At 44.5% G+C, this 25,181-nt stretch carries 20 protein-coding genes and 1 pseudogene; 8 read left to right on the forward strand and 13 right to left on the reverse strand.

What is annotated here, in order from left to right:
- Positions 1-37: 37 nt before the first annotated feature.
- From ycf46 to XZ46_RS19960, 3 genes are all read right to left on the reverse strand, one after another.
- Positions 38-1,567 carry a stress-responsive protein Ycf46 gene (ycf46, locus tag XZ46_RS19950; RefSeq protein WP_008053093.1) on the reverse strand — a complete coding sequence of 510 codons (1,530 nt, stop codon included), beginning with the start codon at positions 1,565-1,567 and terminating at the stop codon, positions 38-40.
- A 109-nt stretch (positions 1,568-1,676) separates the two neighbouring features.
- Entirely contained in the window at positions 1,677-2,027 is a 351-nt protein-coding gene (locus tag XZ46_RS19955) for a slr0373 family blue light stress response protein (protein WP_006624065.1), read from the reverse strand.
- Positions 2,028-2,201: 174 nt separating this feature from the next.
- Positions 2,202-3,671, reverse strand: a complete 1,470-nt coding sequence (locus tag XZ46_RS19960) for a hypothetical protein (RefSeq protein ID WP_008053097.1) — start codon at positions 3,669-3,671, stop codon at positions 2,202-2,204.
- Positions 3,672-3,957: 286 nt separating this feature from the next.
- Here XZ46_RS19960 and XZ46_RS19965 point away from each other — a divergent pair, with 286 nt between their 5' ends.
- Positions 3,958-5,427: a phytoene desaturase gene (locus tag XZ46_RS19965; RefSeq protein WP_008053105.1), complete on the forward strand. Its 1,470-nt coding sequence runs from the start codon at positions 3,958-3,960 to the stop codon at positions 5,425-5,427.
- Between the two features lie 60 nt (positions 5,428-5,487).
- On the forward strand, positions 5,488-6,438 hold the full coding sequence (locus tag XZ46_RS19970) for a ribonuclease Z (RefSeq protein ID WP_008053106.1): 951 nt from the start codon (positions 5,488-5,490) through the stop codon (positions 6,436-6,438).
- Here XZ46_RS19970 and XZ46_RS19975 read toward each other — a convergent pair.
- Together XZ46_RS19975 and XZ46_RS19980 are read right to left on the reverse strand one after the other, a co-directional pair.
- The gene (locus XZ46_RS19975) at positions 6,414-7,085 is read right to left on the reverse strand and encodes an N-acetylmannosamine-6-phosphate 2-epimerase (protein ID WP_006669379.1); all 672 of its coding nucleotides are present in this window, start codon (positions 7,083-7,085) and stop codon (positions 6,414-6,416) included. The two genes, XZ46_RS19970 and XZ46_RS19975, sit on opposite strands and share 25 nt — an antisense overlap.
- Before the next feature lie 56 nt (positions 7,086-7,141).
- The gene (locus XZ46_RS19980) at positions 7,142-9,013 is read right to left on the reverse strand and encodes a hybrid sensor histidine kinase/response regulator (protein ID WP_008053107.1); all 1,872 of its coding nucleotides are present in this window, start codon (positions 9,011-9,013) and stop codon (positions 7,142-7,144) included.
- Between the two features lie 325 nt (positions 9,014-9,338).
- Between XZ46_RS19980 and XZ46_RS19985 the strand changes: the two genes are divergently transcribed.
- Positions 9,339-10,490, forward strand: coding sequence for a CBS domain-containing protein (locus XZ46_RS19985; protein WP_006669377.1), 1,152 nt, complete (start codon positions 9,339-9,341; stop codon positions 10,488-10,490).
- A gap of 32 nt (positions 10,491-10,522) precedes the next feature.
- Here the strand turns inward: XZ46_RS19985 and XZ46_RS19990 are convergent, their stop codons facing one another.
- Genes XZ46_RS19990 through XZ46_RS20005 form a run of 4 tightly spaced genes read right to left on the reverse strand, consistent with a single transcriptional unit; the run spans position 10,523 to position 14,991 of the window.
- Positions 10,523-11,212 (reverse strand): DUF4340 domain-containing protein, encoded by a 690-nt coding sequence (locus XZ46_RS19990; RefSeq protein ID WP_006669376.1) that lies wholly within the window; start codon positions 11,210-11,212, stop codon positions 10,523-10,525.
- Positions 11,213-11,238: 26 nt separating this feature from the next.
- Positions 11,239-13,083 (reverse strand): GldG family protein, encoded by a 1,845-nt coding sequence (locus tag XZ46_RS19995; RefSeq protein ID WP_008053108.1) that lies wholly within the window; start codon positions 13,081-13,083, stop codon positions 11,239-11,241.
- Positions 13,084-13,091: 8 nt separating this feature from the next.
- On the reverse strand, positions 13,092-13,892 hold the full coding sequence (locus XZ46_RS20000; protein ID WP_006669374.1) for an ABC transporter permease: 801 nt from the start codon (positions 13,890-13,892) through the stop codon (positions 13,092-13,094).
- Positions 13,893-13,935: 43 nt separating this feature from the next.
- Entirely contained in the window at positions 13,936-14,991 is a 1,056-nt protein-coding gene (locus XZ46_RS20005; RefSeq protein WP_008053110.1) for an ABC transporter ATP-binding protein, read from the reverse strand.
- Between the two features lie 300 nt (positions 14,992-15,291).
- Here XZ46_RS20005 and XZ46_RS20010 point away from each other — a divergent pair, with 300 nt between their 5' ends.
- The gene (locus XZ46_RS20010; protein WP_006624055.1) at positions 15,292-16,161 is read left to right on the forward strand and encodes a Uma2 family endonuclease; all 870 of its coding nucleotides are present in this window, start codon (positions 15,292-15,294) and stop codon (positions 16,159-16,161) included.
- Positions 16,162-16,236: 75 nt separating this feature from the next.
- Here the strand turns inward: XZ46_RS20010 and XZ46_RS20015 are convergent, their stop codons facing one another.
- Positions 16,237-16,782: a peroxiredoxin gene (locus XZ46_RS20015; RefSeq protein ID WP_006669372.1), complete on the reverse strand. Its 546-nt coding sequence runs from the start codon at positions 16,780-16,782 to the stop codon at positions 16,237-16,239.
- Between the two features lie 199 nt (positions 16,783-16,981).
- Between XZ46_RS20015 and XZ46_RS20020 the strand changes: the two genes are divergently transcribed.
- Together XZ46_RS20020 and XZ46_RS20025 are read left to right on the forward strand one after the other, a co-directional pair.
- On the forward strand, positions 16,982-18,313 hold the full coding sequence (locus XZ46_RS20020) for a peptidylprolyl isomerase (RefSeq protein ID WP_006669371.1): 1,332 nt from the start codon (positions 16,982-16,984) through the stop codon (positions 18,311-18,313).
- A gap of 93 nt (positions 18,314-18,406) precedes the next feature.
- Complete coding sequence (locus XZ46_RS20025) at positions 18,407-18,640, forward strand: hypothetical protein (protein ID WP_006624052.1); 234 nt, start codon at positions 18,407-18,409, stop codon at positions 18,638-18,640.
- A gap of 985 nt (positions 18,641-19,625) precedes the next feature.
- Here the strand turns inward: XZ46_RS20025 and XZ46_RS20030 are convergent.
- Positions 19,626-20,741 (reverse strand): RNA-guided endonuclease InsQ/TnpB family protein, encoded by a 1,116-nt coding sequence (locus XZ46_RS20030; protein WP_228116615.1) that lies wholly within the window; start codon positions 20,739-20,741, stop codon positions 19,626-19,628.
- A pseudogene (locus XZ46_RS30485) lies at positions 20,698-21,306 on the reverse strand (IS607 family transposase). Before XZ46_RS30485 ends, XZ46_RS20030 begins: the two are co-directional and overlap by 44 nt.
- Positions 21,307-21,368: 62 nt before the next feature.
- Between XZ46_RS30485 and XZ46_RS36940 the strand changes: the two are divergent.
- Together XZ46_RS36940 and pcrA are read left to right on the forward strand one after the other, a co-directional pair.
- Entirely contained in the window at positions 21,369-21,776 is a 408-nt protein-coding gene (locus XZ46_RS36940; RefSeq protein WP_008053115.1) for a hypothetical protein, read from the forward strand.
- A gap of 76 nt (positions 21,777-21,852) precedes the next feature.
- Positions 21,853-24,192, forward strand: a complete 2,340-nt coding sequence (gene pcrA, locus XZ46_RS20045) for a DNA helicase PcrA (RefSeq protein ID WP_008053116.1) — start codon at positions 21,853-21,855, stop codon at positions 24,190-24,192.
- Between the two features lie 2 nt (positions 24,193-24,194).
- On the opposite strand, the gene XZ46_RS20050 is transcribed toward pcrA, so the two are convergent.
- On the reverse strand, positions 24,195-25,163 hold the full coding sequence (locus XZ46_RS20050) for a hypothetical protein (RefSeq protein WP_008053117.1): 969 nt from the start codon (positions 25,161-25,163) through the stop codon (positions 24,195-24,197).
- Between the last annotated feature and the right edge of the window lie 18 nt (positions 25,164-25,181).

Below are 25,181 nucleotides of genomic sequence, written 5' to 3' on the forward strand. Positions count from 1 at the left end.
CTAGCCTTTACTCCTGTTTGGACCAGGAGAAAGCCTGTTAGAACTCCATGCGCTGATATTCAGCGACGGAGGACGCAGCCGGTCGCGCCCGCTGTCTGGCCCAGTCTCGTAGCGCTGTGACCTGTTCCTTCATAGTTTTTGACAGCGGTAGGGTTGCCTTAATGGCGGCGATGATGTCGAGCTGCGTAAACTCGCGATCCTGAGCAAATGCCTCATACATGGCAGCGATTAGGGCTTGCTCAATTTCCGCTCCTGAGAAGCCCTCAGATATGGTAGAGAGCTGATCGACATCAAAGCGATCAATATCTGAGCGACGTTTGGAGAGGTGAATCTGAAAAATAGCTTGTCGTTCTTCCTTGGTGGGTAAGTCTACAAAAAAGATTTCGTCAAATCGTCCTTTTCTGAGGAACTCACCGGGAAGCCTTTCGACTCGGTTGGCGGTTGCCATCACGAACACGGGGGATTGTTTCTCTTGCATCCAGGTTAGGAAAGAACCAAAGATGCGGCTAGATGTGCCACCGTCTGAATCAGCAGAGCCACTCCCTCCGGCAAAGGATTTGTCTAATTCATCGATGAATAGGATGGCTGGAGAAATCGATTCTGCCGTTTTGAGGGCGTTACGAAGGTTGGCTTCCGATCGCCCTACCATGGAGCCATCATAGACCCGACCCATATCTAATCGCAACAGGGGTAAACCCCACAGCCTAGATGTAGTTTTAGCTATCAGGGATTTTCCACAACCGGGAATTCCCAAAATTAGCATCCCTTTGGGTTGGGGTAGACCATACTCTCGGGCTCGTTCGGTAAAGGCATTAGAACGCTGCTGTAACCAGTGTTTTAGCTCTTCTAAGCCCCCAACGGCATCAATGGTTTCATCAACATCTATGAACTCTAGGATGCCATTGCGCCGAATGAGTTGTTTTTTCTCAGACAGAACAATTTCAACCTCTTTATCAGTCAGTCTACCTGCGGTTACATGGGCTTTGCGGTACACTTTCTCAGCTTCATCTTTTGTTAAACCTAGGGTAGCCTTCAAGAGTTTTTCCCTGGTTTCGGTGTTGATGCGCTTAGAACGGCTTTGCTCAAGTTGGGCGGACAGTACCTGATTGAGTTCTGTCATGTCCGGTAGGGGGAAGTCAAGAACGACTACTTCTTTTTCTAGCTCGATGGGTACTTCTTGCACTGGAGACATCAAGATGATTGTCTTGTTTGTGTTTTTGAAGTTAGCGATCGCATCGCGTAAACACCGGGTTACCTCTGGGGAATCCTTAAAGGGGTGCAAGTCCTTAAAGATGTAAATACTGCCACTAGCATTTGGTTCTCTGTGCCGAATTACCCATTCGATCGCCGATTGCGGTGATACGGTGTTAGACTGTACTGTGTTACGGGCTTGCTCCCCGCTGTATTGGGTCAGTCCCCTCGTTACTGTCCAAACGTATACTTCCCGCTGGCGCTTCGAGTTCTGTGCAATGGTGGCGATCGCCTGCTCAGACCGCTCCTCCTCGAAAGTCACGAGGTAGATCAGAGGATATCGAGCTTCAATTAGGATACTAAGTTCTTCTTGCATAGTCCTCGATCCAGGGTAGAGACGGTACAACGTTTACTAATGGTGTTTCCCCATATCCGATTGTGAGCACGACATCGCACTATCATCGAAGCTAGGTTTTTTGACTTCCTCAACAGGGAACGAGTTCTTCTTCTCCTGTGTGGGCAGTGGTTGAACCCACTTCTCGCACTTGCGTAACCGAAATTTCTTCGTCCGACAGTACAGTGGGTTGGTTCTTGAGTGATACCAATTCGCCTTGGTCTATGACCACGGAACTGGCACACTCGGGACAGGCATAAACCTTGTGGCTATGTCCGTGTAGTCCTTCTAACTCATCTACGATTTCTGGGTGGGTGAGATAGAAGACAAGAGCTTTTTCAGCTAGAGCGGACATGGGTTCCGATTCAACTGCTGCCTTGATTTTGAGTTGGCGATGCAGTTGAGGTGGAATATAGAGTGTTACCTTTTGCTTACTTTGCATAGGACAGTGAACTTGTGTACCCGGGTATGTATGACAAGATAGCCGGTCTTTTTTCAGATGTCAAGCGGTTATGCTGCTATAACGTCAAACTTGTAATATTTCGTTACAATCATTGCCAAAAAAACTACTGGTGGGGTGGGTCAATTCACCGCACAGGGCTGGGCTACGGAGCGCTCAGTTCCTCCTGGGCCAGGGAATAGAGGGTTCAGCGACTAATTTTTGAGAGACAGCCCTCGCGCCGTAACGGTTGAGGTGGCTAGGGTCTACAAAATAATGGTATTGGGTGAGAGCCCTTTGGGAGAGGTCAATAAACAGGAACCCCTGCTGTCGGGAAAGGTATGTCATCCGATCCTGGAATTGACGTTCAGCAGACCAGCGCACAGAGTCTAAATAGCCTTCGGTGAGGGGAAGGTTAACCAAGACTAGGGAAATATTGCGCCCGCGAGTAAAGGCGACGACAGAATCAAAGGCTCTGGCTTGTACCCCCTGTAGGTTAAATGATTGATAGTCTCCGTCATAACGACCAGAGACATAAGGGCGACGTTGATAATAGGTCTGGGGATTATAGCGATCGCTTAGGGGTAGGAATCCTTGAGCATCAATGTTATCAAGAGATATGGGAGTCAGATTAAAGGGCTGTTGTCCAGGGCGATAGACTAAATCTGTTAGTTCCCAGTCTGCTGATGAGTCCGCCATGATCGGCTCTAAGGTGATATCCGGCTTTGCTTGGTAAAAATTGAATTTTGACCCCCTCGCCACACAAAGTGCTGGGAACTCGTGACAGGTGGTTGGGTAAGGTTGTGCTTGGGCTAGTTGGGGGCGGATACCAGAACCTATGCGTTGATGTCCCGCAGATGCTAAAACTGCTGCAAAGGTGCGATCGAAACGACCACTATTAAAGGCTCGCACTCCGTCAGCCCACAGAATCATCGGAGGTAAATGCTCTGGGGGTAAGATTTCCCTAATTAAATAGTTTACTAACTGGGCTGTAGCCCCATTGATGCCAAAGTTGAAAATTCTTAGGTTTCCGTAGCCTCTAGCGGCTAGGGAACGCTGCATTTGACTAGGATCGACTCCCTGAAGGGCGCGGGAACTGCCGACAATTAAAATGTCTGGCGTACCAACGGTGCTTAAATAGGATAGATATAGTTCTAATTGGCGATCGAAAAGTTCGCTGTCAAAACTGGGAAAAGCACTTACTGACCTGCTTCTGGCGGCTTGTTGTTGGGAGTAGGTCAGGTTACGCATATACTCTACTACTTTTCTCTCGGCAAAGCTGCGCCGGGGACTGCGGGGAGGGACGGCTTGCATCCATGCTACGGCTTGCACCCATTGACGGGCTACTTCGTCCCAATCTTCCTTGCTACGGGCGTTTTGGGCTAAATTGGAGGCTCTCAGAGCAAAACGCACTGATTCATCAAAGGGGTTGGTTTCGACGCAGTGATTGGATTTGGATATAATTTGATTGGCTGATTGGGCGATCGCATTGGGGACTGATTCTGATTCAGACACTTGGGCGGCGATCGCTTTTTCCGATACTTGGTTGTGTGCCGACTGTTGAGACTGGGAACATCCAGTCATAAGTACAATCGGTAACAGGGCTAAAATTTGGGCGGTGAACCGGAGACTATAGAATCTACTCATCGATGTTCTGACAAATGACGCTGAATACAGACAAGTTGGGTTTTAACTTTTCCGTCTGGAGAAGCCGCTAATTTCGATAAGGGTTTGATTTCCTATCTGCTTACCTAATTATGTCGGCTCAGGCTCCAATTGTGGGGACGGATCACCAAGGGCGATCGCCCTCTTTAAGTTAACTTAATGGGGAACCATTAGGCTCAGGTATTTGTAAAGGTCTCTATTTAGCACTTGTTTATTATTACATATTTTCAGATATTATAGTAACTATTCAGTGCGATTAACTAAAATCATGAATATTATCATTATTGGCAGTGGATTGGGTGGATTGGCTGCGGGGATTCGGTTGCAGGCTTTAGGTCATCAAGTAACTATTGTGGAGAAGCGAGATAAACCGGGAGGGCGGGCTTATTGCTATCAGCAGGATGGTTTTACCTTTGATGGCGGTCCCACCATTATTACCGCTCCTGGATTAATTGAGGATTTATTTACTTTAGCCGATCGCTCCATGTCGGATTATGTACAATTAGTCAAACTAGACCCTTTTTATCGGGTCAGATTTCCTGATGGTTCAGTGTTTAACTATAATGATAACTACGAGCAACTTATCGAGCAAATTCGAGAGTTTAATCCTGGGGATGTACAGGGATATCAAAGATTCTGTAGGGCGGCGGATTTAGTCTTTAGTAAAGGATTGCCTTTGATGACTAAACCTTTTCATAAATTTAGGGATATGCTGAAAGTTGCGCCCGCCATGATACAACTTCAATCCTATAAATCTGTGGCGGGATTTGTGAATCAATATATACAGGATGAACGGTTGCGCCAGGTGTTTAGTTTTCATCCTTTATTGATTGGTGGAAATCCTTTTAATAGTACATCGATTTATGCCATGATTCATAAACTTGAACAGGTTTTTGGGATTTGGTTTGCGATGGGGGGGACGGGGGCTTTGGTGGCGGCTTTGGTGCGACTTTTTGAGGAGATAGGGGGGGTTTTATGTGTCAATGCGGAAGTTGAGGAAATTGTGATTGATGAGGCTACCAGAAAAGCTAAGGGGGTGATTTTGAAGAGTCAGGAAATGTGGGAAGCTGAGGCGGTAGTGAGTAATGGTGATGTGGCGTTTACTTATCTCAATTTAATCTCACCCAAATTTAGGAGAAAATATAGCGATCGCCAAATTAAAAGCCTGCGCCATTCAATTTCTCTATTTGTAGTTTACTTTGGTACCAATAGACGTTATAATAATATGGCACACCATGAAATTATCATGGGACCAAATTATCGAGAATTAATGGATGATTTGTTTAGGCGAAAACACCTATCATCAGATTTTGCTCTGTATTTACACCGTCCTACGGCGACTGACCCATCCTTAGCGCCATCGGGTTGTGATTGTTGGTATGTGCTATCTCCGGTTCCTAATTTAGCAGGAGATACGGACTGGAAAATCATGGCAAAACCTTATCGCGATCGCCTAATTCAATTTTTAGAAAATCAATATATGCCCAATTTATCCCAACATATTGTCACCGAAAATTATATAGATCCGCTGCATTTTCAAAATACCCTTAACAGCTATTTAGGAAGTGCATTTTCCCTAGAACCTACCTTAATGCAGTCCGCTTGGTTTCGTCCCCATAATGTCAGTGAAGATATCCCTAATTTGTATTTTGTCGGGGCGGGTACTCATCCGGGCGCGGGGATTCCAGGGGTGATCAGTTCGGCTAAAATTGTGTCGGATTTGGTGGGTAAAGCGTGATTTTTAAACAGGATGAACATTAACTAAAATCGCCATAGTAAAATCAAAGGAGTAGCCATTTTGCAGATTACATTTTTAGGCACAAGTTCAGGAGTTCCCACGCGATCGCGAAATGTTTCTAGTATCGCCCTACGTCTTCCCCAAAGGGCAGAACTTTGGTTATTTGACTGCGGAGAAGGAACACAACATCAGTTTTTGCGTAGTGAATTAAAAGTCAGCCAACTGAGTCGTATTTTTATCACACATATGCACGGTGATCACATTTTTGGTTTAATGGGATTACTAGCTACCTGTGGTTTAGCCGGAAATGCTAACCGCATAGATATCTACGGACCCCCTGAATTAGAAGATTACTTAAAATCCTGCACTCGCTATTCTCAAACCCACTTTTCTTATCCGGTAAAAGTCCATCGCGTTCAACCCGGAATAATTTACGAAGACGAGGAATATATTGTCCGTTGTGGACCTCTCAAACATCGAGTTCCCGCCTTTGGATATCGGATCGAAGAAAAGGATCGCCCCGGACGTTTTTATGTGGAAAAAGCTCAAGCATTGGGGATTCCACCCGGACCGATTTATGGTAAACTGAAAAATGGGGAAATTGTCACCCTTCCAGATGGTCGTCAAATTAACGGTTCTGCTCTTTGTGGAAAACCGGAAATCGGCCGTAAATTGGTTTATTGTACGGATACTGTCTTGTGTGAGGGGGCGATCGAATTATCCACAGGTGCAGATGTTCTCATACACGAGGCTACATTTTCTCATCTTGATGCTGATATGGCATTTCAGCGACTGCATTCTACGTCTACAATGGCGGCGCAGGTGGCTTTGGCTGCGGGAGTCAAAACTCTATTAATGACGCATTTTAGCCCCCGCTATGCACCGGGAAATGATATAGTTTTGGAGGATTTGTTAAAGGAAGCTAGGGCAATTTTTCCCCATACCAAAATGGCCTATGATTTTATGAGTTATGAGATTCCCAGAAATCAGGAATTAGTAGTAGCTTCTTGAAATCCCTGTACTAGGTAATCAATACCAGTGATAGCCGTACCGACGACGATCGCATTAGCCCCTAAAGCGATCGCCTGTTTAGCTAAAGTGGGGGAACTAATACCCCCCTCGCAAATCACCGGACAATCAAGCTGTTTAACCAATTGACTAAGAAGTTCAAAACCTGGGGGTGACAGGTGTTGAGTCGCCTCTGTGTAGCCATAGAGAGTGGTTCCCACACAGTCCGCCCCCGCTTCAACGGCTGCTATGGCTGCGGCTAAAGTATCTATATCAGCCATCACTGGTTTACCTAATTTTTGATGAATTTGGGCGATTAAAGATGCCACAGTTTCCCCGTCTGGGCGGTTTCTTAAAGTCGCATCAATGGCAATAATATCAGCCCCAGCTTGAGCGATCGCCGCCGCCTCTTCAAACCGAGGTGTAATATAAACAGAAAACCCCGGAAATTGTCGTTTCCATAACCCGATAATTGGTTGAGCGACCTGTTTTCGCACCGCCGTGATATGGGCGGGGGTATCAATTCGCACCCCTACCGCCCCCCGTTTAACTGCTGTTTTGGCGATCGCTGCGATAATTTCCGGATCATGTAACGGAGAGTCAACGGGGGCTTGACAAGATACAATTAAGCCAGACGGAAGGGTTAACATAGATATTTTTTAGATACCAATCATCCTCATTAAATTATAGCATCTATTGAATCAATTTAATCATAATTTTTGTCCCCCAAGTTTAACGATTCAACTTGATTAAGTAGTTGATTAGGTAATATAGGTTTATTCAAACATTTATCAACCCCGAATTGTAAGGATTGTTCCTGTTCATCGCTGTTGGTAGTAAGGGCAACAATTTTAATTTTTTGGGTAGTGGCATCTTCCCTAAGATGACGAACAATATCATAACCATCTTGTCCCGAAATATGTAAATCTATGAAAATGGCATCTGGTTTGAGAAGTTGAATAGTTGCCAAAGCCGTTAAACCATCCATTAACCATACCACTTGATAACCAGCCGCTGTGAGTAATTCACAGATTAAAGTAGCAGTTTCCTCATCATCTTCAATCAAGACTAATCTACCTTGAGGACTATCTGTATACATGGAAGGTAGGGAGGTTTTGTAATTAGAACTACTTTTGTTAATTAAAGGTTGAATAGGGATGTAAACTGTAAATTTAGTACCTAAGCCAACTTCCGATTCAAACTGAATGCTACCGCCATGTAACTCTACCAATTGCTTAGTCAAAGCCAACCCTAAACCCGTCCCACCATATTGGCGACGGTAGGGAGAATCTAATTGTTGAAACTTCTCAAATAATAGGGATTGTTGTTCCTTAGAAATGCCGATACCAGTATCTTTAACTTGAAAGATAGCCGTTTTGTCTTTCCGGGAAACTGTGAGGGTAACGCGACCACCTTTAGGCGTAAACTTAATAGCATTGCTTAATAGGTTGAGCAAAATTTGTCTAACCCGGCGATAGTCTGCCCGAAAAAGGTCTTGATCAACCTTAATTTGTAAGTTGACATTAACTCCTTTTTCTTTAGCAAAATCTCGCAAAGTATGTAAACATTGTTGAGCGAGTTTTTGTAGGGAAAATTCGCTGAATTTTAGGACGGTTTTACCGGATTCAACTTGGGACAAATCGAGAATATCATTAATCAAAGCCAGTAAATTTTCGCCGCTATCGTGAATAGTTTGCAGATAATGTTTTTGCTTTTCTAGGGGTAGGGCTGGAAAATTATCCGGCTGACTATATAACCTTAATAAAGTCGATGAAATCCCAATTACATGGGTTAAGGGTGTTCGTAATTCATGACTCATAGTGGCTAAAAATTCACTTTTAGCACGGTTGGCACATTGAGCGGCTAAGAGGGCATCATGAAGCGCTTGGGTGCGTTCTTTCACCCGTCTTTCTAAGGTTTGTTTTTGTTGCTGAACTTGGGCGTATAGTTGGGCTTGATAGATAGCGATCGATAGATGTTGAGTGATTTTACTAATAAATTTTTGCTCGCTTTCTTTCCATTGACGATCGCTAAAACACTGATGAGCAATTAATATACCCCAAAGCTGTTTTTGTACTAAAATTGGAGCCACCAGTTGCGCCGTCACCTGCTTTTGTTGTAAAATTGAATACAATTCGGGGGATGATTGATAGTAGAGTTTGATATTGGGGATGCAGTGGATGATAGATTTTTGATAGTATTGTTGATATTCGGGAACTTGAGCAAAGCAGCGATCGGCTTCTTCCCAGTCTAGGAGTGAGGCGATCGCATCGGAAGATTTAGCCTCATAGGTAATACTTCCATGAATCTGATCATGGCGATCGGCTTGAGGGACGGGAATTTCGGGATTTGGGTCAGGTTCATCTAATTCAGGAGATAGGTCTTTAGTATGATCACCAGTCTGGACCTGATAGCTGTTTAACTGATAAATCACCAGGCGATCAACCTGCAAAAATTCGCGCAACTGTTGGACTGCAGTTGACAAAATCACCGACAGGTCAAGACTCTGGCGAATCTGGGTCGTCACTTGATTTAAAAGTCGCTCTCTTTCCAGTTGCTTATTTAGGGAATCATCCACAGGCTTAGTAAATATAGCGATCGCACAGATTTAACCAAACACAGACTTTTGCTGTACACTCTTAAAGATAGCACCAAACCACTCTATCTCATTTATAGCGCCTCCGATCAGGGTTCGATTCAGGGTTTTGGTCTCTCCATGTGGCTGATGTAGGCGTTTTCAGGGTCAAACTTGTTGCCAGATTATTTTAATATTTTTGTGGTAGTGGCTATCATATTCTCTGGTAGGGTGATCTACTTTTTTGACCTCAACCATTAAGCCTATCTCCCATAGCGATGACCGCTGGGACATGGTTTGATTGTATTTGTCTAAAAAATATAACCTTATGACTCAGCAATTACCCCTCACTCTTAACTCAACTATCGCCGACCTACCATGCCATAATTATCAGGTTAGTTGGGTAACTAGAGCCGACATTGTAGCGAAAGAACTCTACCAAAATCCCGAACTACCAGGGGTATTAATTATCGACGATTCCGAATTGATCGGGATGATTTCTCGCAGCAAATTTTTAGCAAAAATACATTTACCTAATTGGGAGGAAATTTACAGCAACAATCCGATTCAGAAAATTTTAGATTTTACCCGGATTCCTCCCCTGATGTTGTCATCAGATACTCTCATTAATGAAGCGGTACAACTGGCGATGAATCGGTCTGTCAATCTGATTTATGAACCGATTGTGATTATCTGGAGTGACCATGAATTTGGGTTGATAGATTTTCGGATTCTGTGTCAATCCCAAACAGTAATTTTACAAAAATCTCGTCAAATCCTTCAACAGCAAGAACAGACGAAACAGAAGTATTTTAATCTGTTAAATCAGGAAAAACAACGGATTAATGAGGCGAATCATAATCTCAATATTGAGAAAAATATTATGAAAAAGCTATATCAAAGTCGTTTTATAGAAAGGGAAAATGCCATTAATCAACATTATCAAAAAATCCTCAAAATTTATCAAGAAATTGTCCAGACTGGTCGGCTGGTTTCTAAGGAAAGTCATCGCGAATTTCATGCAATTTTTATCGGCGCTAATTCTATTCATAAAAATTCGGAAGATTTAGAGTCAGTGATTAAAAATATTTCTAGGGATTTGGAAACTATTAATTCCGCTTCGACAATTATGGCGGAAATTGTCCAAAAAGTCCGATATCTCTCGGTACAGGCTTCGGTTTTAACTTATCAACAAAGTTCGACTAATCAAACAGTTTTAAGTAAAATTAACCTAGAAATGAATCGACTGGTTAAACAAACTCTTGATTTAAGTCAACAAATGAATAATGTTTCTAGTCATTTTAAAGTTCATATTAATAACCTGAAAGATATCGCTCATAAAGAAGACGAAGTTACCCGCAAAATGATTTTAAACACTCAACGCGCTGAAATGGCGATCGCTGAATTGGATCAACTCCTAGAAAACCCTAATCTCGGTTTAACCAATCTAATTACCAACCTATCTAATCACCATAATTAATTGAATACAGTTAATCTAGTTGGCTAGTGATTTTATGTTTCTGGAGTGTCAACTTCTTCTGTCTCCATTTCGGTGGGAGTTTCGGTGGGAGTTTCTGGAGTTTCTGGGGATAATAAATCTTCCGCATCTCTAGCCATAATCCACTCATCTAGGGGGTGACTAATAGCATCTCGCGCGGTCTTAGAAATCACTAAAATCGAGATATTTTCGGGTAAAGTTTCGGGAGGATTGGTCATTGCATAAATTGCATCACCACTAAAATCCGACTTACCCAAAACCAGGCGATGAGTAGTTTCATCTCGTAGTTGAATTTGGATCGACTCTTGAGGATCAACCAATCCATAATCCTCTAATTGTGATTTAGAAATGGTTAATTTACTAATACCGGAGTTAGGATTCGATGCAATCCTCTGGGTATTTACCAGTTGATTTAAAACGGCATTCACCCTAGCAATATTAGCGGGATATTCCATAGGTTCAAGCATTTTCCAAGGGGTGATTGCATCAGTTTCATCTTCCCCAACCCGTTCAATTTTTAAAGTGCGATCGCCTGTTTCTATAATCAGAGATTGGATCTCATCTTGAGAAATATCAAAAATCCGATCTTGTCTAGCTTGGACTTGTTGCTGTTGAGACTTTCCGCGAATTTCCACCACATAAACACCACCCGCTAATACCAAAGCAATAATCATTAAAATCCGGGTTGATTGCTGCAATTTCATAACTAAACCTCCAAAGAAATGCTATCTTATCGTCGCCGCCACCAGAGGAAAGCTGATACAGCAAATCCAATTAGCGGGAAAATCACTAACGCCATCCAACTTAACAATCGACCTAATGGGGGAGTCATCAAAATCCGACGACTGGTAACCGGTTTAACCCCGATAGATAACACTTCTTGGTCTGGTTGACTCAGCCAAACAATAGTATTCACAAATATATCCCTATTGAGTTGTTGCTCAAGCCAGCCATCAGTCGCAAATTGAGAGTTTCCTAATACTACCAGTCTGGCTTCTTGACGAATTGCTGAGGTTTCCTCAGTTTCGGTAGTTTCCGCCGTGTCTGTAGTTTCCGGGGTGGGAGTTTCTGTGGTTTCCTCAGTTTCGGTAGTTTCCGCCGTGTCTGTAGTTTCTGGGGTGGGAGTTTCTGTGGTTTCTTCTGCTTCGATAGTTTCCGCCGTGTCTGTAGTTTCTGGGGTGGGAGTTTCTGAGGTTTCCTCAGTTTCGGTAGTTTCCGCCGTGTCTGTAGTTTCCGGGGTGGGAGTTTCTGTGGTTTCTTCTGCTTCGGTAGTTTCCGCCGTGGGAGTTTCTTGCTGGTTCAAAACTCTGGTTAAAGCGACCCCCAAAGATAGAGGACCTTCGCGATCGGTTTCCGGGTTAAATTCTAATCTTCCCTCTACTAAATTACTTTCCGCCCAACTTTGTCTATCTGTCCAAATTATGGGAGTTTCAGTAATTCCGTCTACGGGGCGAGTTTCCACAGGACGCGCTGACGGAAACAGAGATATATTATTACCAAAATCTCTAGTAATAGGATGATCGCCATATTCGCGGACAATGGGAACCGTGGGACCCAAACCCACTAATCGACCGCTACCTGTTGCGTCAATAGCAATGCGATCGTCTAATTTTACTCCCCATTTATCCAATAAATCATCTAGCCCTGGGTCAGTTTTCGGGTCTAGCATTAACAGTAAACCGCCGCCATTGTCAAGGAAATCAATTAAGGCGTTAACTTCCCCTTCAAATAGCCTTTGTTGGGGACCTGCTACGACAATCACATCTGCATTTTCAGGAATTCCTGTAGCTCCTGCTAGTAGCAGAGGTTCAACAATAAAGTTTCTTTCTTTTAAACTATCAACAGCCTGTTGAAAGCCTCCTTGTCCGGCTTGAAGTGGTCTTTGTCCGTGACCTTGGAGGAAATAAATTTGGGAAGTGCGATCGCTAAAAATTTGTTCAATACTATTAGTTAATGTAACTTCCGTTAGTGGTTGTCTTCCTTCCCGGCGAATAAGTTGGCGACGGTTTCCTGCTTCCAGATGAATTTCACCAAAATTTCTCACCCCCAATTCTTGGGCTATACCCGGCTGCATTTGTGGATCAATAAACTCGTAACTAAATAAGGCTGGGTTTTTTTCTCGGTAGCGGTCTAATAATGATTGAGTTTGAGGATTTTGGGTCGGGTCAAATACCCAAACCTTTAAAGGTTCAGGGAGGTTGGTCAGTATAGTTTGGGTTTGGGGGGCGAGGGTAAATTGTTGGTTTTCGGTTAAGTCAATGCGAACTGGGTTCCGCACTGCAATAATATTAATAGAGGTGAGAATTACCATCACGGAAACTGTTGCCAATAGGGCGTTAGTCCCGGCTTGAGTAGACCGACGATTACCTAGTCGTTTTTGTTGCGGGTCAGTTTCCAAATCACCTTTTAATACTAACCACACCCCGATAATTACCACCCCAGCGATGATTAATGCTAGGGGAACTGGTTGCCAAATTCCTGATACGAAACCCGCTGATAAACCAGCGATCGCAATCATGGGACCTAGCCAAAATGAGTATTTAAAGAGTTGCCAAATAATTCGATTTTTTTTCATAAAACCTTTTACGAACGCTGGAAGCGAAACGCATCAATAGACTGGGCGGTGAGAAACACCCCTAACACTACATAACTGCCAAACAAGACCAAACTCCTAATCTCAATAACCCCTTGTACTAAATTAGTATAATTAGAGATTAATGATAAATGGGTGAGGGCATCTCCTAGGGGTCCTCCTACCGCTTGACCAATGATATCCACAACCCATAAAAATAGCACCAAGGCAAAAGTACCGATCGCCGAAAGTAAGGTGCTATCTGTTAGGGAAGAAATAAACATTCCCAGGGATAACACACCAGCAGCCAGTGAAATTAACCCCAGATGAGATACTATCATAATTCCTGGAGACATGGGAGGGCTAGACACACTGAGGGCGATCGCCTGTAGCACAAACAGTGGCAAAATCATGGTACTATAGAAGGTGAGAACTCCTAGTAATTTTCCCGTAGCTACTCCCCAGTTAGTAATTGGAGAAGTCGCCAACAGTTCTAGGGTTCCTCGTTTGCGTTCTTCTGCATATAATCCCATTGATAACATGGGCAGCACAAACAGAGATATGGTTCCCATAAGCCTCAGAAATACTTGCAGAAACTCAAATGATAAATCAATGGGGGGTTCCGTTAAACCCATTTGATCTCTCAAAGCTACTTGTTGAATCAGTCCCTCTGGCCCTAACAGAATAGCTATAAAAAAGTATCCCGTTAGTAGCCAAAAAATTCCGGCGATCGCATAAGCCAACGGAGAGGCAAAATACCCCTGGAGTTCTTTGCGATATATGGCGATGATATTACTAAAAACGACTAGCATAGTTTCCTATTAGTTTAAGCAGAACCGGAGCCATCATCAGTTATTAATTCTCAACTGTTTCTTCTGTGTCTTCTTCTAGCTGGTCTTCTTCTAGCTGGTCTTTGGCTATGTCCTGAGAATCGGGTTTATCCTCAGAAGGCGATCGGGCGATCGTCGCTTCTTCTTGGGCGGTTAGAGTTAGGAAAACATCCTCTAAACTAGCACGAGTGCGCCGCATTTCATAAACTTTTATCCCCTCAGTCACACAGGCGGCTATCAGCTCAGGTCCGGGTTCCCTGTTATTTTCACAAACGACCTGTAACCGCTGGCGTGGTTCCGTGGGAGATGTTGTTAATAGGTCAACTATTTTCACTCCAGGAACTGCTAACAGCGAGTTTAGGGTTTCCTCCTCGATTTCTCCCTCTACTTCTATCTCATACCCTGCACCCGCCGTCAACTTCTCCATCAGATTATCGGGGGTTCCCGTCGCTACAATTTGACCCTTATTGATAATTACCACCTGGCTACAGGTCATGCTAACTTCAGGTAAAATATGGGTAGACAGGATAATCGTATGGTCTCCGGCTAGACTCTTGATTAAATTCCGCACTTCAATAATTTGGCGCGGATCTAACCCCACTGTCGGCTCATCTAACACTATCACAGGTGGGTCATGCACGATCGCCTGGGCTATTCCCACCCGCTGACGATAGCCTTTAGATAGTTTACGAATGAGACTCTGGCGGCGATCCAATATACCGCAGCGTTCCATAGCCGCTTGTACTCGTAAAGGGCGATCGCCCGCCGCCACCCGTTTAATTCGCGCCACAAAATGCAGAAAACCCTCAACCGTCATATCAGGGTATAATGGGGGTGTTTCCGGCAGGTAGCCAATTCTCTCCCGCACCGCCATTGATTGTTCGTGGACTTCATACCCAGCAATTCTAGCTGTTCCATTTGTGGCTGGTAAATAGCCTGATAAAATACGCAGGGTGGTAGTCTTTCCTGCGCCATTGGGTCCCAAAAACCCTAAGATTTCCCCCGCTTTCACAGAAAAGGATACATCCTCAATGGCTGGGGTTGTGCCATAAATTTTGCACAGATTCTCAACTTCAATCATGGGTTATGTGCTATCGGTCTGGCAATAATCATCTTCAAGATTAACTGATTTCGGGACCTTCCTGATTATTTCCTGGGTCAGTCCTCCCTTCTCCCTTGGCGTGTTGATTTTTTCGTCATGAGTATAGCCATGAAACCCCCACAGGTTTAATCTAGGCGATCGCTCCTCCCTTTGTCAACCCCTATTATTCTTTAAAGGCGACGATGTTGGTTTTAACAGTGTTTCACAATAGGTGTAGACCATCAAATTTAGCCAAATGCTATACTATCTGCCATCACCTGCGATGAGAAACTACTGACTATGACCATCGCCCCATCATCAGAACTGGGAATTACTACCCTTCCCGACCATACTCAACTCCCCGACTCCGATGGCACTTTCGTGAAAAACTTTCAGGAGCATCCCCAAAGTATCTTATTGACTGATTCCATTCTATCAACACTAGATAGTCTACACCCAGACCAGCAATATGCCATAGGTCAAGATTCTGGTATCTATTGGCGATTAACAGAACCCCTAGAACGGGGGGCGGAATGTCCAGACTGGTTTTATGTTCCCAACGTTCCCCCAACTCTTGATGGTAGGGTGAGACGTTCCTATGTATTATGGCAGGAATATATCCCCCCTTTAATTGCCATAGAATTTGTGTCGGGAGACGGTTCAGAAGAACGCGATCGCACTCCCTTATATCAAATTTCTGGAGAACGTCAAAAACCCGGTAAATTTTGGGTATATGAACAAATCATCCGCCCCCCTTTCTATGCTATCTATGAGGTACGGAAAGCCAGTGTAGAAGTCTATCACCTAATGGAAAATCACTATGAGTTAGTGGCCGCGAATGAAAGAGGTCACTATCCCATTCACCCCATGGGTGTAGAATTAGGCATTTGGCTCGGACAGTATGGCAACCTAGAATTGCCTTGGCTGCGCTGGTGGGATAGCCAGGGTAATTTGTTATTAACCGGGGATGAACGAGCAAAACTGGCGGAACAACGACTTGAACAAGCTCAGTTGCAATTACAGCAGGAACGCCAACGGGCGGAAGCTGAACGCCAACAAGCTGAACTAGAGTTACAGCAGGAACGCCAACGGGCGGAAGCTGACCACCAACGGGCGGAACGACTAGCGGAGTTTTTGCGCGCCCAGGGAATTAACCCCGAAGAACTTTAAATAAATAGAGGCGATCGCACCTACGAAGAAAAGCCTAGAGGCGATCGCTCTCCCAAATTCTCCCTATTTGAACTCTCAGGAGTTGATCATTTCATCCAAACGCGCTAAGACCTCCTGACTGTGGATGGCTGGAATCACACGCACAAAGGTTTCTCGGAGAATACCATCAGGATCAATAATAAATGAATGTCGCATCGAAAAGAAATTTAACCATGAACCATAAGCCTTGCTGACACTTCCATCAACATCAGCTAACAGCGGAAATTTTAGCCCCTCAGAGTCGCAAAACTCCGCGTGGGAGTCCACATCATCAGCACTAATCCCTAAAATTTGGGTATTTCTAGCCATATATTTCGGTAAGTCTTCCTGAAAGCGACGGGCTTCTAGCGTGCATCCTGGGGTAAAATCTTTCGGATAGAAATAGACTACTACCCACTGACCCTCGTAGTCTGATAGAGACACCTCCCCATCTCCCGTATTCGTGGGAAGCGTAAATTCTGGCGCGGGTTCATTTAGCGGCGGAAGTTGACCCCCCAAGGCTAAGACCGGACTCGCTAGGTTTAGGTTAAATAAGGCGATCGCAATTCCTAAAATGAGACTGATCAAGGTTCGGCGTAACATAACACACAGATCTAAATTTCTTTACATATATTTACATATCTCTGCCCTCACCGGACTGGCGGAACCCTAAATCTATATTTGCAGTCATGGAAGTGCGATCGCACCATATACTCCCCTAAATTCACCAACAACTCTCAAATTTGTCTCGATCTGATCCCAAACAAGCTAACATCATTAACGGAAAAATACCATTTCAAACATGACAAACATTCAACCCTTAAATGGTCAAGCATTAGTAGCAATGGTGGTTAATGGATCACCAATTGTTATCCAAGTTGATGGTGATAATGCACCCATCACCGCCGGAAACTTTGTAGAATTAGTTGAACTTGGCGTTTATGATGGTGTATCCTTCCATCGGGTAGTGCGTGAACCATTCCCCTTTGTTGTACAAGGAGGCGACCCTAACAGCGTTATTCCAGGTTTTCCCCCTAACTTATTAGGAACTGGTGGATTTATTGACCCAGCTACAGGACAAGTCCGCAATGTTCCCCTGGAAATTATACCAGAAGGTGCTACCGAACCTATCTACAGCCAAACCTTTCAACAAGCCGGAATTACAGTTCCTCCCGTATTAAGAAATGTCCAGGGTTCGATCGCTATGGCGCGGTCAGGTAATGACCCGGACTCAGCCTCTTCTCAATTTTACTTTAACTTAGTTGACTCTCCCGGCTTAGATGGTGATTATGCCGTTTTTGGTATGGTAATGCAAGGGTTTGATGTCATTGACCAAATTCAACAAGGCGATCGCATTCAAGACGCGGAAGTTTTTGCTGGGATTTTACCAACTCGCACCTCTAATCTAATCACTGATGTACCACTTTTAAATGGTTTCATTAACACTCTTAACCGCGCCAGCTTACCCTTATCTTATGCCTTTCCAAGGGATTTGGATGCTGATAATGTCATCGAAATTACCCAGGAAATTAGCCAACAAAACCCTAAAGGAGTTTTCGCCGGGGGTGGTAATGATTTAGTGATTGGCTCAGAAATTGATGATGTAATTAATGGCAACCAGGGTAATGATACCATCTATGGCGGCGCTGGTAATGACCTGATTTGGGGTGGTCAAGGTGATGACCTCCTCTTTGGTAATGATGGTAATGATATCATCAACGGAAATCGGGGAAATGACACTATCTATGGCGGCGCTGGTGATGACTTTATTCGCGGTGGACAGGGTGATGATTACTTGTCTGGAGATGCTGGAAATGATATTCTCATTGGTGATTTGGGTGCTGATACCCTCGTCGGTGGTGAGGGTGCTGATACTTTTGTTTTAACCCATGCTGATGCTACCATTGATCAGGCTGATCTGATTCTCGATTTTAACCTCGCTGAAGGCGATCGCATTGCGGTAGTCGGCGATATTGACCCATCAGTATTAATCCTTAATTCAGTGGGTAATGATACTCATATCCTTCTCCCAGAGGGGGGTATTTTCGGAGTCGTTCAAAATGCACAACCTGATCTAGTTAGACAAGGACTATTTACCCTCTCACCCCAAGATTTAGCCCTGACTATTGGCTAATTTCTTACCCTAGGGAACTGTATTTTTATCTTATCAGTCTAGTTCCCTAGATTACTAAATACTATTACCTACCCTTCCTCACCAGTTAAAACTATGTCACCATTATCTTTAATTCCTCTGGCGATCGCTTGTATTTCTGTTTGGGTCAGCCTCAGTCACCACGGACACTGGTTTGATGAACTTCCCCGCCTTCTCGCCGCCGTCATCGCCACTATATCATCAATGTGGTTTTTTGTGATTATTCCCTGGCCGGTTAAACTTAGTCTAATTCTGTTAACCTTAATTGTCGGTAACTTTTTGCTCAAAAAACAACTAGGTCTTAGATAGCAATAAATACTCAATCAATATCGCATCTTTTCCCGTCCCGTCAAAAATTCGACAACAGCAATAGCGCCCTAACTCATTCCCCAGGGACATCCTCTCGTTGATTTAGACTATCTGGAGGTGAACTGAAACCATATCCAGTTGCATTGCTCCCATCGTCGCTATCTGAGGAAATATAAGGAACCTTTGTGGGCGCTACTACCGCGTTTTGACGAAACAGAGTTTAGAGTGAACAGCTTAGAATACCTCCTGGTTGACCGAGTGATTCCCTCGAATAAATCTAGTTTGGCTGGAGTTACATCGAAACTAACAAAGTTAAGTGCATAGCTCCCATCGAAAAAGTAGAGGAAATATCAGAACCCTATAGAGGGGCTGCTCTCAAACATGACAGACTCGAAATGAAACAGTGTTTTACCTCCTGATTTTCACTACATTGGCGATGAACAAGTTTGGATTCGTTCTAGTCCTCCTTTTAGATATAAAACCGACAGATTGAACATCGCTTTTGGTATCTGTCAAAGAAGCCTGTTTGACTTCAATTACTACTTTAGCACTATTAAATATAAGTGCAAGCATATTAAACCAAACTTAACAATTTAATGAGTGACACAATCTAAATATATTAAATTTCGTTAAAAATATTCTCTATTTTCCTGGGTATAGTATCCTGTGTCTTCTTGTCTGTGGGGGTTTGAAAAGATTTTACTTAATAAAGTTGACCATTTTTGAGAAACCATTGTATTGACAAGGTATCTGGTATAATGAGTTGTTTGTCTATAAATAAATGGCTAAATTTAGCGGGCAAATGTAAAGAGAATGTTACAATAGGGGGATTAATCCTAAGCCGAATCTAATGATGCACCCGCTGGACCAGGAAATCGAAGCAACTCGGAAGCAAATTTTAGCCCTAGAAAGGGAAAAAACCCAGATCCAGATTCACGCATAGGCAAATCACCCCAGAAATCACGCCAGAGAATAACTGATACATTTACGCGACATTTTTCCGGTTGTTCCCGGACAATGCGACGATAGCACTATTACCCGTTAAGGTAACAGAGGCGGTATCCCGCAAAGCTTTTAGAAAGATTCCAAAAGCACCGTTCCAGTCCCGTGGTAGAGTGAACCCACACTCAGGACATCGGAACACTTTTGAGCCACCTAGCTGGGAATGGACATGACCACAGTGAGTACAGGTTTTGCTGGTGTATTCTTCCGTCACATCTACAACTGTGGTTCCAGTTATCTCGGCTTGATGTCTCAGGGTTAGTTTGAATCGATAATGCGCCCATGTCAGCATGGCGCGGGCAGTCTTGGATTTGATTTTCCGCTTGGCTTTGGCAACCATGTTGGAAGTCTCGAAGGTCGGCAGAAAAATTATGCTGTAGTTGTGAGTCAAGTAGTGAGCAATTTGTTTGTGGGCTTCATCAACTAGATTGCGGATTTTGGTTCTCATTCGTTGAGCCGCTTGCCTCATCCGTCGCCTTCTTGAACGACAGGGTTCCTTGGCGATTCGGCTCATCAAATCATCCAAATGTTGACATAACCTAGTAATGCGTCCAATATCCCCGGAGCCCAATTCCAGAAACCGAGAGCCATCAAACCCAGTTATGAAAGTTCGCACACCCGGGTCTAATGCAATCACGCCAGTAGCGTCAGTTGGGGTAACGGCAACTGGTTCAGGGAAAATCGCCAACCATCGACCTTTGGTAAACACCAACTGAGTCCCTTGCCCGCAAGTTTTAGGGATAGCTTCGGAAACCATGAAAGTTAATCCTTTCGTTAGTCTTGGATACCAACTCCCTGAAGAGAAATTAGTATTATTGAACTTAATCCCTTGAGAGCTGTCACGACAACTTCTAAACCTTGCATCAGGACTGGCGCTCAAAGCCTGATAGGCATCAAAGATGGCATTTTGCCGAATGTGGCAGGGTGTTTCTTTGACCCATTCGGGTAAGTCGCTCTGCATCACTTTATTGCGTAATTTCAGTTTGCTTAGTCGTTTACCACTCCTAGATAATGCAATTGCTTGGTTGTAGCAATACCGACAAGCAGCCAGCCATTTACGCCAGACTTGATTTAGCTCCGGGCTGGGGTAAATCCGGATCTTCTTTGACCTGAGTTTTGTATTTACGCACTCCGTATAATCGGGAACTGAAGCAGTGGAGGATGGCGAGGATGTCCTCAACCATTTCTCGTTCTGGACTGAGACTTGTCTGGTTGAGAACCATGAGTGAACACCTGTTTTGCTCACAGAGCCATCGAAACAAGTCAAATCCCCATATTGCCAATCGGTCTGGGTGGGCAACGACAACCATGCGGACATCTCCTGACAAATGATGTCCCAGTAAGGCCAGCATTTTCTTTCCCTTGAAGTTGAGCCCGCCTCGGATTTCTGAGACGACTTCTGCTTCGGGGTAGAGGTTGGACAGTGCGGCCACCTGTCGGTTGAGGTCGGACTGCTGGGCGCGGCTACTAACTCTGGCATAGATAACGACTTTGCGTTTGTCACTGCCTGATTTGGCAGCAGTATATCACTCAACGTTGTATCGTCGTTGCCCAGCGGGGGTTCTGATGGTCTCGATTGAGCCATTGTCGTCCCATCTGCGGAGTGTTCTTTCATGGACTCCAAGGATTTGGGCGGCTTCCTTGGGTTTGACATATTTGGCAATAGGTTTATCCTCAACTCTTCTCGCTTATTATACCGTATTGCCCTAAAATATTAACCGAATTTGTGATTAAATCATGCTCTCCAGAAGCGATCGCCATAGCCTACCGAAACCATGCGCGAGAAACCGCCCACCAGTCAGCAGAGGTCAAAGGTATAGAAGATGCGATCGCCGCCCTAAAAATCCACCTGCGCCATAAACAACAGCAATTAGAACAATTGAGACGCAGCCAGCCTACAGAAGAACAACTAGAAGAAAGCCGCCAGCAAGCGAAACTACACGCCGATCGCATAAACCAACTATCCAGGGAACTCCAAGCGGAAGCGAAAGCCCTGAAAGCGATCGCCGATGAAATCACCCCCCTCTACTGGCAGGTGTACCATAAGCCCTTTATTACCGGATTTAGCAATATTTCCGTCCCCCACGTCCGTTCTGATGGGGATGTTTGGACAATTCTCAATAAACTTGTCTGAAGTCCCAAATCTATGGTAATGGTATACGATGAATACTACCCCCCTTATTGTTAAAGGTTAAGCGATCGCAGCCACTATGGAATCCGTAGACTTCCTAACTTCCCTCAACTCATCCCAACGCCAAGCCGTCGAACACTTCTGCGGTCCAATGTTAGTAGTTGCTGGCGCAGGTTCCGGTAAAACTCGCGCCCTCACCTATCGGGTAGCCAACCTGATCGACAATCATAAAGTCAACCCCGAAAATATCCTAGCCGTCACCTTCACCAACAAAGCCGCTAGAGAAATCAAAAACCGGATCGAGTCAATTTTTGCCCAACAGCAAGCCCAAAAACAATACCAGAAACCCCTATCAGCCTTAGAACCCGCTACCCAAACTCAACTGCGATCGCAAATTTACCGGAAACTCACCAAACATCTATGGATGGGAACCTTCCATAGCCTCTGTGCGCGGATTCTTCGCTACGATATCAACAAATACCAAGATGAAAAGGGCCGTCAGTGGAAACCTAACTTCTCAATTTTTGATGAGTCAGACGCACTAGCCCTAGTTAAGCAAATCGTCACCAAAACCCTCAACCTAGACGACAAAAAATTCGACCCCCGCAAAACTCGCTATAAAATCAGTAACGCCAAAAACCTGGGATTGTCTCCTCAACAATACCTACAGGAGAACCCCGACTATCAGGGGCGAGTAACTTCGGAAGTCTATAGTTTATATCAAGATGCCCTCGCAGCTAATAACGCCCTAGACTTTGACGACCTAATTCTCGTCCCCGTCGCCTTATTTCGCCAAAACGAACAAGTTTTAGCCTACTGGCATCAAAAATTTTGCCATATTCTAGTTGACGAATATCAAGACACTAACCGCACCCAGTATGACCTGATTCGCCTATTAACAACCAATGGAGAAGCACCGCCATCTTTTCACAATTGGCAGAATCGGTCTATTTTTGTGGTGGGGGATGTAGATCAGTCTATTTATTCCTTCCGAATGGCAGACTATCGGATTATGCTGGAATTTCAACAAGATTTTGGCGATGGTTTACCGGATGATGACAGCCGCACGTTAATTAAACTAGAAGAAAACTACCGATCGCGAGAAAACATCCTAGAAGTAGCCAACCATCTCATTCAAAATAACACCACCCGCATTGACAAAATTCTGCGCCCTACGCGATCGCCTGGTGTTCCGGTCTGCTGTCATAAAGCCGATGACGAAATGGCAGAGGCTAACTTTGTAGTTGATAATATCAGAACCATTATCAACCAAAACCCCGAAATCGGCTTCGGTAGTTTTGCCATTCTCTATCGCACCAACGCCCAATCTCGACCCTTTGAGGATGTATTACTGCGTGAAAATATACGTTATAACATTGTCGGCGGGCTAAAGTTCTACGATCGCCGAGAAATTAAAGATGCCATATCTTATCTTCGCGTTATTGCGAACCCCGCTGATAGCGTCAGTTTGCAAAGGGTGATTAATGTACCTCGGCGCGGTATTGGTCGCACTACCATAGACGGCTTAAATAATGCCGCCCAACAGTTAGGGGTTCCCCTCTGGGAAATTATTAGTGATCAAGACTCCGTTAATACTATTAGCGGACGCGCCGCCAAATCTGTTAATCGCTTCGCCCAAATGATTCAATCTTGGCGCGCGCGCCTAGAAACTACCACCGCCCTCGAAATTTTAGATGGCATTCTGGAAGACTCTGGCTATTCCCAAGACCTCAAACAACAAGGCACTGATGAAGCAGATAACCGCCTAGATAACTTGCGGGAACTCTGTAACGCCGTTTCCCAATTTCAGGAAGAACAGGAAGATACCAGTTTACAGGCTTTTTTAGCCAGTGCATCCCTATCCTCAGATTTAGATAATCTTCAGGAAGGAGAAGAAGCCGTTTCTCTGATGACCCTACACTCCGCTAAGGGGTTAGAATTTCCCATTGTCTTCCTAGTGGGTTTGGAAGAGGGACTATTTCCCAACTTCCGCAGTATTAACGACCCTCTCAGTTTAGAAGAAGAACGGCGACTTTGCTATGTAGGCATCACCCGCGCCCAGGAACAGTTATTTATTACCCACGCCAGGGAAAGGCGTTTGTGGGGGTATCGCGAACCTTGTGTTCCTTCCATGTTCCTAGGCGAATTACCACCAGACCTAGTGCAGGGATATAAACCTTTGACCCGTCGCCAAGCAGCCAAAACCACCACCAAGAATAAAAAAGCCAAGGGGACTACCAAGAAAAGTCCCCAAGAGTGGAATGTGGGCGATCGCGTTTTACACCGCAGTTTTGGTGTTGGTCAAATCACCCACATTTTCGGAGATAAGCAAGGTAAGCTATCTATAGCCGTTAAATTTCAGGGTTCTAGCCCCAAAATTCTTAATCCTAGTGTAGTACCTTTAGAGTCCCTAGATTAGGCCTAGAATATGCCCAGAATATTCCATATACTGCGGGTATACACATAACCCACCCCTAGCATCACCCCTACTTCCGTAGTCTCTCTGATGTAGCCTACATTAAAGCGACCCGTCAAGATGAAACTGTAGGAAATTGGTACGTCAACACCCGTCATAAACAGGGGACCGAAGCTAAAATCGCTATTGAATAGGTCCGCATAAATGATGCCAGCACCTATAAACGGAGAGGCAACTATACCCCCTGTATCTACCCGCATGGGGAAGCTATAGGTCAAAGCCGTGACACTAGCACCCTCACCAATAAGCACGCCGCCAGTGTGCAAAGATAGATTCTCAGAATATCCCGCTTTACTTAAAGTGCCGCCGCCTCCCTTACCCAAACCAGAAGCATTCCCGGTAACGCCAATATTACCCCCAACCGCAAAATAGCTGAAGTGGTTACTCAAGCGGCGGTTATTCCGGTCAGCCGCGCGGCGAGGATTATCCTGCCAGGATTGAGCTATGATATCATCCCCTAAGATATCATCCCCCAAGGCTATCTCTTCAGCAATGCGCCATTGTGGTTGTATGGCTACCACATTTAAATCAATTGCATCGGTAGAAGGGCTATTTTCGTTGATTTCTGACAGATACTGAGGAGTTTCTTGGCTATTAGTATTAACTAATTCCGCGATGGTTTCAACTTCTGGGTTAGTATTAACTACTTCCGCAATGGTTTCAACTTCTGGGTTAGTATTAACTAATTCCGCAATGGTTTCAACTTCTGGGTTAGTATTAACTAATTCCGCGATGGTTTCAGGAACTGCTAATTGAGATTCTAAGTCTTGGGCTAAACTCAAGAAATTTTTGTTAACTGGTGTTTCCTCTGATTCCTGAAAGTCTTTAATAGTCCCCGCCGCCAAAACTTGACTACCGCTCAAGGCTACGATCGCAAAACAAGCAAGAGCAACCGACTGTTTAAAAATGGTCATACTGGCTCCTCACAACAT

Source organism: Limnospira indica PCC 8005 (genome assembly GCF_000973065.1).
GTDB classification, from domain to species: domain Bacteria; phylum Cyanobacteriota; class Cyanobacteriia; order Cyanobacteriales; family Microcoleaceae; genus Limnospira; species Limnospira fusiformis.

Excerpts from the sequence above, each read along its gene's own strand:
- XZ46_RS20000 (WP_006669374.1), bottom strand. The coding sequence starts at position 13,892 with ATGCTAGTCGTTTTTAGTAATATCATCGCCATATATCGCAAAGAACTC.
- pcrA (WP_008053116.1), top strand. The coding sequence starts at position 21,853 with ATGGAATCCGTAGACTTCCTAACTTCCCTCAACTCATCCCAACGCCAA.
- XZ46_RS19985 (WP_006669377.1), top strand. The coding sequence starts at position 9,339 with ATGACTCAGCAATTACCCCTCACTCTTAACTCAACTATCGCCGACCTA.
- XZ46_RS20015 (WP_006669372.1), bottom strand. The coding sequence starts at position 16,782 with ATGTTACGCCGAACCTTGATCAGTCTCATTTTAGGAATTGCGATCGCC.
- XZ46_RS19965 (WP_008053105.1), top strand. The coding sequence starts at position 3,958 with ATGAATATTATCATTATTGGCAGTGGATTGGGTGGATTGGCTGCGGGG.
- XZ46_RS20020 (WP_006669371.1), top strand. The coding sequence starts at position 16,982 with ATGACAAACATTCAACCCTTAAATGGTCAAGCATTAGTAGCAATGGTG.
- XZ46_RS19995 (WP_008053108.1), bottom strand. The coding sequence starts at position 13,083 with ATGAAAAAAAATCGAATTATTTGGCAACTCTTTAAATACTCATTTTGG.
- ycf46 (WP_008053093.1), bottom strand. The coding sequence starts at position 1,567 with ATGCAAGAAGAACTTAGTATCCTAATTGAAGCTCGATATCCTCTGATC.
- XZ46_RS19975 (WP_006669379.1), bottom strand. The coding sequence starts at position 7,085 with ATGTTAACCCTTCCGTCTGGCTTAATTGTATCTTGTCAAGCCCCCGTT.
- XZ46_RS19955 (WP_006624065.1), bottom strand. The coding sequence starts at position 2,027 with ATGCAAAGTAAGCAAAAGGTAACACTCTATATTCCACCTCAACTGCAT.
- XZ46_RS20005 (WP_008053110.1), bottom strand. The coding sequence starts at position 14,991 with ATGATTGAAGTTGAGAATCTGTGCAAAATTTATGGCACAACCCCAGCC.
- XZ46_RS19960 (WP_008053097.1), bottom strand. The coding sequence starts at position 3,671 with ATGAGTAGATTCTATAGTCTCCGGTTCACCGCCCAAATTTTAGCCCTG.
- XZ46_RS20025 (WP_006624052.1), top strand. The coding sequence starts at position 18,407 with ATGTCACCATTATCTTTAATTCCTCTGGCGATCGCTTGTATTTCTGTT.
- XZ46_RS19990 (WP_006669376.1), bottom strand. The coding sequence starts at position 11,212 with ATGAAATTGCAGCAATCAACCCGGATTTTAATGATTATTGCTTTGGTA.
- XZ46_RS20050 (WP_008053117.1), bottom strand. The coding sequence starts at position 25,163 with ATGACCATTTTTAAACAGTCGGTTGCTCTTGCTTGTTTTGCGATCGTA.
- XZ46_RS20010 (WP_006624055.1), top strand. The coding sequence starts at position 15,292 with ATGACCATCGCCCCATCATCAGAACTGGGAATTACTACCCTTCCCGAC.